6 protein-coding genes and 1 pseudogene are annotated in these 8,356 nt (G+C 68.7%); 2 read left to right on the top strand and 5 right to left on the bottom strand.

Annotation, left to right across the window (positions count from 1 at the left end; genetic code table 11):
* The 5 genes from AB4Z27_RS27915 to AB4Z27_RS27895 all read right to left on the bottom strand — a co-directional run.
* The coding region (locus tag AB4Z27_RS27915; RefSeq protein ID WP_441645817.1) for a glycosyltransferase at window positions 1-1,079 on the bottom strand (1,079 nt) is incomplete at its 3' end.
* Between the two features lie 85 nt (window positions 1,080-1,164).
* Entirely contained in the window at window positions 1,165-2,385 is a 1,221-nt protein-coding gene (locus AB4Z27_RS27910; protein WP_441593180.1) for a phage tail protein, read from the bottom strand.
* Window positions 2,386-2,680: 295 nt separating this feature from the next.
* The gene (locus tag AB4Z27_RS27905; RefSeq protein WP_441645816.1) at window positions 2,681-4,915 is read right to left on the bottom strand and encodes a phosphocholine-specific phospholipase C; all 2,235 of its coding nucleotides are present in this window, start codon (window positions 4,913-4,915) and stop codon (window positions 2,681-2,683) included.
* Window positions 4,916-4,960: 45 nt separating this feature from the next.
* Window positions 4,961-5,125, bottom strand: a complete 165-nt coding sequence (locus tag AB4Z27_RS27900; RefSeq protein ID WP_177219952.1) for a hypothetical protein — start codon at window positions 5,123-5,125, stop codon at window positions 4,961-4,963.
* Window positions 5,126-5,248: 123 nt separating this feature from the next.
* Window positions 5,249-5,572 (bottom strand): hypothetical protein, encoded by a 324-nt coding sequence (locus AB4Z27_RS27895; protein WP_092296475.1) that lies wholly within the window; start codon window positions 5,570-5,572, stop codon window positions 5,249-5,251.
* 283 nt (window positions 5,573-5,855) lie between these two features.
* Between AB4Z27_RS27895 and AB4Z27_RS27890 the strand changes: the two genes are divergently transcribed.
* Both AB4Z27_RS27890 and AB4Z27_RS27885 read left to right on the top strand, forming a co-directional pair.
* Window positions 5,856-7,874: a lactonase family protein gene (locus AB4Z27_RS27890; protein ID WP_441645815.1), complete on the top strand. Its 2,019-nt coding sequence runs from the start codon at window positions 5,856-5,858 to the stop codon at window positions 7,872-7,874.
* A 45-nt stretch (window positions 7,875-7,919) separates the two neighbouring features.
* Window positions 7,920-8,356 (top strand): annotated as a pseudogene (locus tag AB4Z27_RS27885) (hypothetical protein); the annotation flags it as partial.

Below are 8,356 nucleotides of genomic sequence, written 5' to 3'. Positions count from 1 at the left end.
TACATCCCGTAATACGGCCGATTCGCCTCGATTCGGGCGCGCTCAGACTCGGGGAACGCCCCTTCGGCGAGCAGCCGGATCAGCGCGGCGCGGCCTTGTTCCTGGGCGCCGATGTAGTAGGCGCAGACCGTCAGCTCGTCCAGCGCACGCCAGCGGTAGACCGAGGTATCGACGAACAGCGCGTCGGYGGGGAGCGGCATSGCCGCCGCCTGCTGGGCGTAGAGGTGCCCGAGCGCGTATTCCCCGCGCTGGCGGTGCCAGCGGGCGAGGTCGCACAGGGGCTCGGCGCGGGTGGGGCGGGCCTGATAGGCGGCCAGGTAGGCCGTGGTCACCGTCTCGTCCGGCGCGCCGTCCAGCGCGAGCATCGCCGCGCACTGGTAGGTGGCGAACCACTGCTCCTCGTCCCATCCCCCCATGGCGGCCCGCGCGCGGTAGTGGCGCAGGGCGTCCGCCGGCCGGCCAGCGTCCCGGCAGCTTTGGGCGAGGTAGAAACGGTAGCGCGTGTTGTCCGGGGCGTCGGCCACGGCGCGCTCCAGCACCTCGATATCGCGCAGATAGGTGTTCGGGTCGCGGGCCCGCGCGCCGTCGCGCGAGACCACGATGGATGGGCCCTGCAGGTCGTCCCAGACCGCCGGGGTATCGCAGGTCAGGTATTCGTGGATCACCCCTTCCCAGCGCCACGGCACCCCCGCCCGCACCAGCGCGTTGCGCTGGTACTGCCAGCCGCTCAGTTCGCAGCGCAGCCGGTAGCCATCCGTGCCGAGCGCCGGCCAGCGGAAGCCGTCCGGCACGCCCAGCATTTCGTCGGCATCGATGAACAGGATGTAGTCGTCCGGCTGGCACTGTGCCCGGGCCAGTGTGAGCGCCTCGTTGCGGTTGTGGGCGAAGTCGCGCCAGGGCCGCTCGTGCACCGCGCCCGGCAGGCCCGCCATGCACGCGGCAATGCGCTGCTGCGTGCCATCGGTGGAGCCGGTATCGACGATCAGCCAGCTATCGATCCATGGGCGCACGGACGCGAGGCAGCGCGCGATGACCGGCGCCTCGTTCTTGACGATCATGTTCAGGCAGATGCGTGGCATGGAGCTTGGGGTGGGGTGGGTTGGGTGGCGCATCTTGCGGCCACGGCGGTGTGGGCTGCCGTGGCCGGAGGCGGTGCTGCTGCCGTCAGATGTGCTGCGGGAACAGCCCCTCGGTACAGATCATATAGGTCAGGTTCGCCGGCGCCTGGCCAGTCAGGTTCGGCAGCGCGAAGTTCGTCGTGCCGTCGCCGCCATACGTGGTGCCGATGAGCGAGAACAAGGCCGTATAGGTCCAGATCGGCAGGAGCTGGCCCTTGGCGACCATGCCGCCCAGCTCGTAGTTCTCCGGGTAGGGCAGGGCGGTCAGCCAGACCTCGCCGAGCGTGCACACGCCGGTTGCGCCGTCCTGGCCTTGATTGCCTTGCGGGCCCTGGGCACCGGTTGCGCCGGTGGCACCCGTTGCACCGGTTGCCCCCGTGGCGCCGGTCGCGCCCGTGACACCCGTAGCACCAGTGTTGCCGGTCGGGCCTTGCGGGCCGGACGGGCCGGTGATACCCGTGGCGCCGGTGGCCCCCGTGGCACCCGTCACACCAGTGGGGCCTGCCGCGCCAGTGGTGCCGGTGGCACCCGAGGGGCCGGAGGCGCCGGTGCTGCCCGTCGCCCCAGTCGCACCCGTGGCGCCAGTCGGCCCGGTTGCGCCCGTGGCACCCGCGGCGCCCGGACTGCCCACATCGCCACGCGCCACGTCCTGCGAGATCGCGCCCAGCGAGGTCTGGCGGGCGGCCAACTGCATGGCGAGGGCTTCGAGCTTGTCGTCATAGGCATCGCCRAACACCGGCTTGAACGGCTGGTTCAGCAGGTTCAGGCCGCTGGTRTCCACGCCCAGGTTGACCAGACGGGCGCGCACGAGGGTGAGCACCGAGGCCAGGTTGGACTGCATCAGGCTGGCCAGCGTGGGGTTGAACGCGTTGAACACCGTGCCGGTGTCGGGGTTCTGCGCGGCGCCCGCGACCACCAGTTCCGTGATCGGCGTGATGTTGGTCGTGCCGGGACCTTGAATGTAGGAATGCAGCGTCAGCCCGGCGGGGCCGGTCACGCGCGCCACGCAGGGCAGCGCCAGACCGGCGGACGACACCGACCATGCACCGTTGGCGTCACTCGTGGTCGAGGCCGTGCCAGCGGCGCAGCGCAGATCGACGGCGCCGTTCTGGACCGGCGCGCCGGTGGCCGCCGTGCCCGAGAGCGTGGCCGCCGCCGGCGCAGCCGCCGCCGGGGCGCTGGTGCCCGCATCGTCGCCGCCGCCGCAGGCGGTCAGCAGTTGGGCCGTGGCCATGGAAAGGGCGAGCGCCCACCGGTTCTGTTTCATCGTATTCCCCTGAATGGCGCGTCGCCGGCGTGTGAGTTGCCGGTCCGGAGCCTGTTATGTATCGAACGTGTGTTGAACGGAAAGGCCGTGACCAAACGGCCGTGGCGTGCGCCGGGTGGAGCCACCCGTCACGCCGGGCGTGATGATATGTCAACAAACCCGGAATATCTGCCACCGATAAGGGGCAAGTGCGGAGTGCTGGGACTTGCGGGAGGTCGGGGGATGCACATGCGGGGTGTGTGACGTTTAAGCCTCCTGTCGCAGCCCCGCATGGCTATTGCGGATTAAAAGCTGCTCAGACCGTGCCCATCGCCGGGTCGGTGATGGTGTGCTGGCCGGTTTCCACGCGGCCGGCAAAGCGGCGGTAGTACGCGCTGTCGTGCGGGGTCGTCACGGCGAAGTCGTACCACTGTCCGCTGTCCTTCAGCGACCAGTGCAGCGTCTGCGTGCCGCCGGCAGCCACCGTGGCTTCCCACGGACCGTCCGTGCGATAGGCCAGCGGGGCCACGCGGAAGGTGCAGGCGGCCTTGCCGGTGTTCATCAGGTCGACGTAGACGTCGCCATTGGCGATGTCATAGCAGACGCGCACCTCCGCCACACCGAGCGCGCCGCCCAGCACGGTCGTATCGCCCTTGAAATGGCGATGGAAACCGTTCGGGCCGAGCACCCACAGGTCGTACTGGCCCGGCGCGGCGGCCGACGTGCTCCAGCTATCGGACAGATTCTTGCCTGCCTCCACCATGTAGCGGCGCGGAATGCTGTTCAGGTCGTTGCGGTCGTACACGTGGAACACGGCCGCCTGCGTGCCCGAGTTGGCGAACAGGATCTCCACCTGGCCGTTCACATGGGCGCGCGCGCTGGCGTGCAGCTCGTAGGGCAGGGCGCGCGACGGACGCGTGCCGGTGGCCTGCTCCGGCAGGTTGATGTCGGACGGCACCGGTACGGCCGGCAACGCCTGCTGGGCGACGCGCAGGGCGTCCGCCGCAGCGCGCGAGCCGCGGCCGGTCAGCGTGGGCAGCGCCTCGCTGTTCGGCGTCTTGAAGTTGAAGGCCGAGGTCAGGTCGCCRCAGACCGCGCGGCGGAACGGGCTGATGTTGGGCTCCTGCACGCCGAAACGGGCCTCCAGGAAGCGCAGCACCGAGGTGTGGTCGAACACCTGCGAATTGACCCAGCCGCCCCGGCTCCACGGGGAAATCACGAACATCGGCACGCGCGGGCCCGGGCCGAACACGCGGCCATCGCGGGCCGGCTGGCTGGTGCTGCCTACCGGCGGCGACTGCGTGTAGTACTCGGCGGCCATGTCGGCATCGGTCAGCGTGGTCTTGCCGGCCAGCGTGCTGTCGGCATTGCGCGACGGGGCGGACGGCGACGGCACGTGGTCGAAGTAGCCATCGTTCTCGTCGAAGTTGACCAGCAGCACGGTCTTGCTCCAGACGTCCGGATTGGCGGTCAGCGCGTCCAGCACTTCCTGGAGGAACCACGCGCCCTGCACGGGCGTGGACGGCCCCGGGTGCTCGCAGTAGATCGACGGCGCGTTGATCCATGACACCGCCGGCAGCTTGCCATTGGCGATGTCCTGCTTGAAGGCGTCGAGGTACTGCTCCGGCTGGGTGCCCGGCAGCGTGTTGGCCACGCCCTTGTAGAGCGGATTGGCGGCGTTGTCGGTGGCCGCGTCATAGGCCTTGTACGGCACGGCCTGCCCGGTGTTGGTGTACGGGGCGCCCGGCGAGCCGCCGCTGGACACCGGGAAGCCCGAGTTCAGGTTGGCGCGGCGGAAGGTCTGGAACGCGCCCAGCATGTTGTCGCCCCATTCGTCGGGCATGTTCTGGTAGCTGATCCAGTTGATGCCGGCTTCCTCGAGCCGCTCGGCGTAGGTCTTCCATGTGTAGCCGATGTTGGCGTCGGCGGCCACGCCGTTGATGGCATCCCACTCGTTGTTCACGAAGGCCCGGTTCAGCGGCATCGCGCCGTTGGTGCCGGTCATGTGGAACGAGCGATTGGCGTCGGTGCCGGTGTGCATCGCGCAGTGGTAGGCATCGCACAGCGTGAAGGCGTTGGCCAGCGCGAACTGGAACGGGATCTCCTGTTCCTTGAAGTAGCCCATCGACGTGTCCGTCTTGGCCACCGGCCAGCGCGACATGCGGCCGTGGTCCCAGGCGGCCTGGCTGTCCGACCAGGCGTGCGGCGTGCCGGCCGTGCGCTGGGCGTTGTTGGCGGCGCCGTTCAGGTGGTACGGCGTGATCAGCGAGCCGTTGGTGCGCGCCTGCTGCCAGACGTTGCGGCCACTGGGCATGGGGATGGTCAGGCGGTCGCCAAACCCGCGCACGCCGCTGAGCGTGCCGAAGTAATGGTCGAACGAGCGGTTTTCCTGCATCAGGATGACCACGTGCTCCACATCGGCGATGGTGCCGGTGGCGTTATTGGCCGGAATGGCCAGCGCGCGGCGGATGCTGGGCGGAAAGGCGGCCAGGGCGGCGGCGGAGAAAGCCGTGCCCATGCTCGCCTGCAAGAACTTGCGGCGGGAGATCATTGTTCGGGTTCTGGATTTGTTGGRGAGAGGTGCCGTCAGGGACGGTCAGGGCGCGCAGCGCTTGTCCGGGGCCGGCGCGGAGGCGGGCGGCGGATCGCCGGCGGGCGGCTGGCTCGGGCTGGGCTTGTTGTCGTCGCCGCCGCAGGCGGCCAGCAGCAGCGCGGCAAGGCACGCGGCCGCGAGGGCGGTCGTCAAACTGGCTTGTTTCATGGGGTCAGGGCTGGTTGGATCGGGTCTGCCACATCAGCAGACCCGCAAGCCTATGTGTCAGGAATGACACAATCGTGACCTTTGCTGCATTAGGGTGATCTGTGCAGCACGCGGGGGAGACGCCTACAACGGTCCTCGAAGTGACTTGAGTCCCACCCAGATCACGCCGATCACCACATTGATCGGCACGCTGAGCACGCTAGGGACGTAGAAGATGGCCGACAGCGCGGGCGCGCTCATCATGGATTCGGCGATGCCCCCGAGGGCGAACAGGATCAGGCCGCACCAGAGCCAGCGCCGCATATAGGTGGGCAGCCAGTGGGCGCGCGACTGGTTGAAGCGCCACGCCGCCGCGCGCTCGAACAGGTCGCCCCGGCTGGCGTCCTTGAACAGCCAGCCGAAGAAGAAAAAGCGGTACAGCAGCGTGCGAAACGCAAGCTCTTGCATGATGCGCGGGGCAGCCGGGCTGCCAGGTTGCCGATTCAAGAAAACGGGGCTTCCTGACGTAATAGGCCGAATAGGCGGGTTTCGCAATATGGATGCGAGCCCGGGAAAACGGCGCCCCAAAATGGGGACCGGGTTGGGCTGCAACCCGGGTTTTCCCCGTGGGCGTTACGCCCGCTAGTCCCCCCATTTGGGGACAGTCAAAACGTGACAGCGCTGTTACAGTCGCGCGCAATGCACCGGTCAACAAGGCCGGGCGAAACATCAAAAAAAACGGGTTGGGTCCATGTTTTCACACTTCTCCGCCGGCGCACGCGCGTTCGGCGTCGCCTTGCTTGCCGCCGCGGTGCTCACCGCCTGCGGCTCCGATGACAACACCACGCCGGCCCCCTCGGCCACGCCAGCGGCGACCAGGGTGGTGGTCGACACGACCAGCGCGCAGCCAGTGGCGGGCGGCACGCTGACGCTGAAGGCGACCCTGCTGGCCGCCGATGGAAGCGAGGTCAAGGGCGCCAGCTTCGCCTGGRCRTCTTCGGACGAGTCGGTCGCCGTGGTCACGGCGGCTTCGGACAAGGCGCCGGCSGGKGTYTCGGCCTCGGTCTTCGTCGGTACCTACGCCACSGTGCAGACCCGGAATGCCGGGGAAGTCGATATCACGGCCACSGCGACGCTGGCCGATGGCAGCCGCGCGACGTCCGTCACCCATCTGGTGGTGCAGGCCGCCCCGGCAAAGTCCTACACGCTGACCCTGTCGCCGTCGAATCTGACCGTGACGGCTGGCGCAGCGGCGCAGACGGTGTCCGCAGCCGTACGGCGCTCGGATGGTGTCGATGGGATCGCCGACCTGACCAACTGGTCGTGGACTACCGGCGACGCCACCTTCCCCGTGACGACGGCAGCGGACGGCCATTCGGCGCAAGTCAGCAGCCCATCCTCGGCCACGTTGGCTGGCTCGGCGGTGCTCGCCGCCTGCGCGGATGCTCCCACCGGCACCCGCCTGTGCGCCAATGCCGCGCTGGCTCGCCCGGCCACGCCGCCGCCGCCCACCTACACCCTGGGTGGCACGGTGTCCGGACTGGCGGCTGGCAAGAGCCTGCTGCTCGCAGGCCCCAATGGCGATTCGCTGGCGATCAGTGCCGACGGCGCCTTCACGCTGCCCACCGCGCTGGCCGCCGCCTCGGCGTACAGCGTCACCGTGACCGGCCACCCCGCCGGCCAGACCTGCACCGTGCAGAACGGCGTAGGCACCATCGCCGCCGCCAACGTCACCAACGTGGGCATTACCTGCGTGCAGGCGCAGTTCGCGGTGGTGCCAAACAGCATGGGCTCGACGATTTCGGTCTATCGGATCGATCCCGGCACCGGGGCGCTCTCGGACGTGCCGGGCAGCCCGTTCACCACCACGCGGCCGGTCACCGACATCGCCTTCCTGCCGGACGGGTTGGTGGGCTATGCGGTTATGGCCAACGACAGCGCGGTCGAGGCCTACCAGCTGAACCCTGCCACCGGCGCGCTGAGCGTCATCCCCGGCACGAACATGCCGACCGACCCGGGTCCGGAGGTCGTCGCCGTGCACCCCTCGGGCAAGTGGCTGATCATTGGCGCCGGCCGGTCTGTCATGCCGTACAGCCTCGACCCCGTCACCCACGCGCTGTCGCTTCGGCTTGGGTATATCAGCGGCGACCTGGCAGGCCGTACGTCAGGGATCGCCGTGTCGTCGGACGGGCAGTATGTCTATTCGGTGAACACCGGGACCGGCGAGATCTGGTCCATGCCCTTCGACACGTCGCTGGGCAACCTTGGCTTGCCCAGCGTCAGGCAAACGACTGGCTTGGGTACGCGCGGGGCGGCGCTGTCGGCCGATGCGAACTTCCTGTACTTCGTGGGCATGACCGCCAACCTGCTTGGCGCCGGCGTGATCGATGCTGTCAACCGTGCCGTAGGCGCGATCGGGTTCTCCTCCTCGGGCATGTTCCAGCCGACCGACGTCGTCCTCGCCCCGTCGGGCCCGTTTGCCTATGTCTTGACCGGGGGGGCGCTCACCACCAATCAAATTCAAGTGGTTCGGCGCGATCTCACGACGGGTCTGATTGACCGGGACCTGGGGGCCACGCCGACTGGCGTCAATGGGCAACGCCTAAGCATGGATCCGAACGGCCGCTTCCTGTACACGCCGTCTTTCGTCGGCCTGGTGTACGGCTTTGCCATCGACGCGACCACTGGCCTGCTGACGCCGGTGCCGGGCAGTCCGTTCCGCACGGGTATCGGCAATATCGGCATGGCCATTGTGCAGCCGACGCCATAAGCCAGTCGGCTCCCCACCATTCAAGACAACTACGGGTCAGGTTTCATGTTCCTTCGTCTTCCTGCCGGCGCGCGCTCGCTCGGCATTGCCTTGCTTGCCGCGGCGGTGCTTGCCGCCTGCGGCTCCGATGACAACGCCGCGCCGGCTCCCTCGGCCACGCCAGCGGCGACCAAGGTGGTGGTCGACACCACCAGCGGCGCGCCGGTGGCTGGCAGCAGCTTGACGCTCAAGGCGACGCTGCTGGGTGCCGATGGTAGCGAGGTCAAGGGCGCCAGCTTTGGCTGGACGTCTTCCGATGAATCGGTCGCCGTAGTCACGGCGGCTTCGGACAAGGCGCCGACGGGGGTCTCGGCCTCGGTGTTCGTCGGCACCTATGCCACGGTGGAGACCCGGAACGCCGGGGAAGTCGATATCACCGCCACGGCCACACTGGCCAATGGCAGCCGAGCGACCTCGGTCACCCATCTGGTCGTGCAGGCAGC

This window comes from Cupriavidus sp. KB_39 (genome assembly GCF_052114485.1).
Taxonomy (GTDB): domain Bacteria; phylum Pseudomonadota; class Gammaproteobacteria; order Burkholderiales; family Burkholderiaceae; genus Cupriavidus.
This window is presented reverse-complemented; position numbering and strand designations above follow the sequence as displayed.

Excerpts from the sequence above, each read along its gene's own strand:
- AB4Z27_RS27900 (WP_177219952.1), bottom strand. The coding sequence starts at position 5,125 with ATGAAACAAGCCAGTTTGACGACCGCCCTCGCGGCCGCGTGCCTTGCC.
- AB4Z27_RS27895 (WP_092296475.1), bottom strand. The coding sequence starts at position 5,572 with ATGCAAGAGCTTGCGTTTCGCACGCTGCTGTACCGCTTTTTCTTCTTC.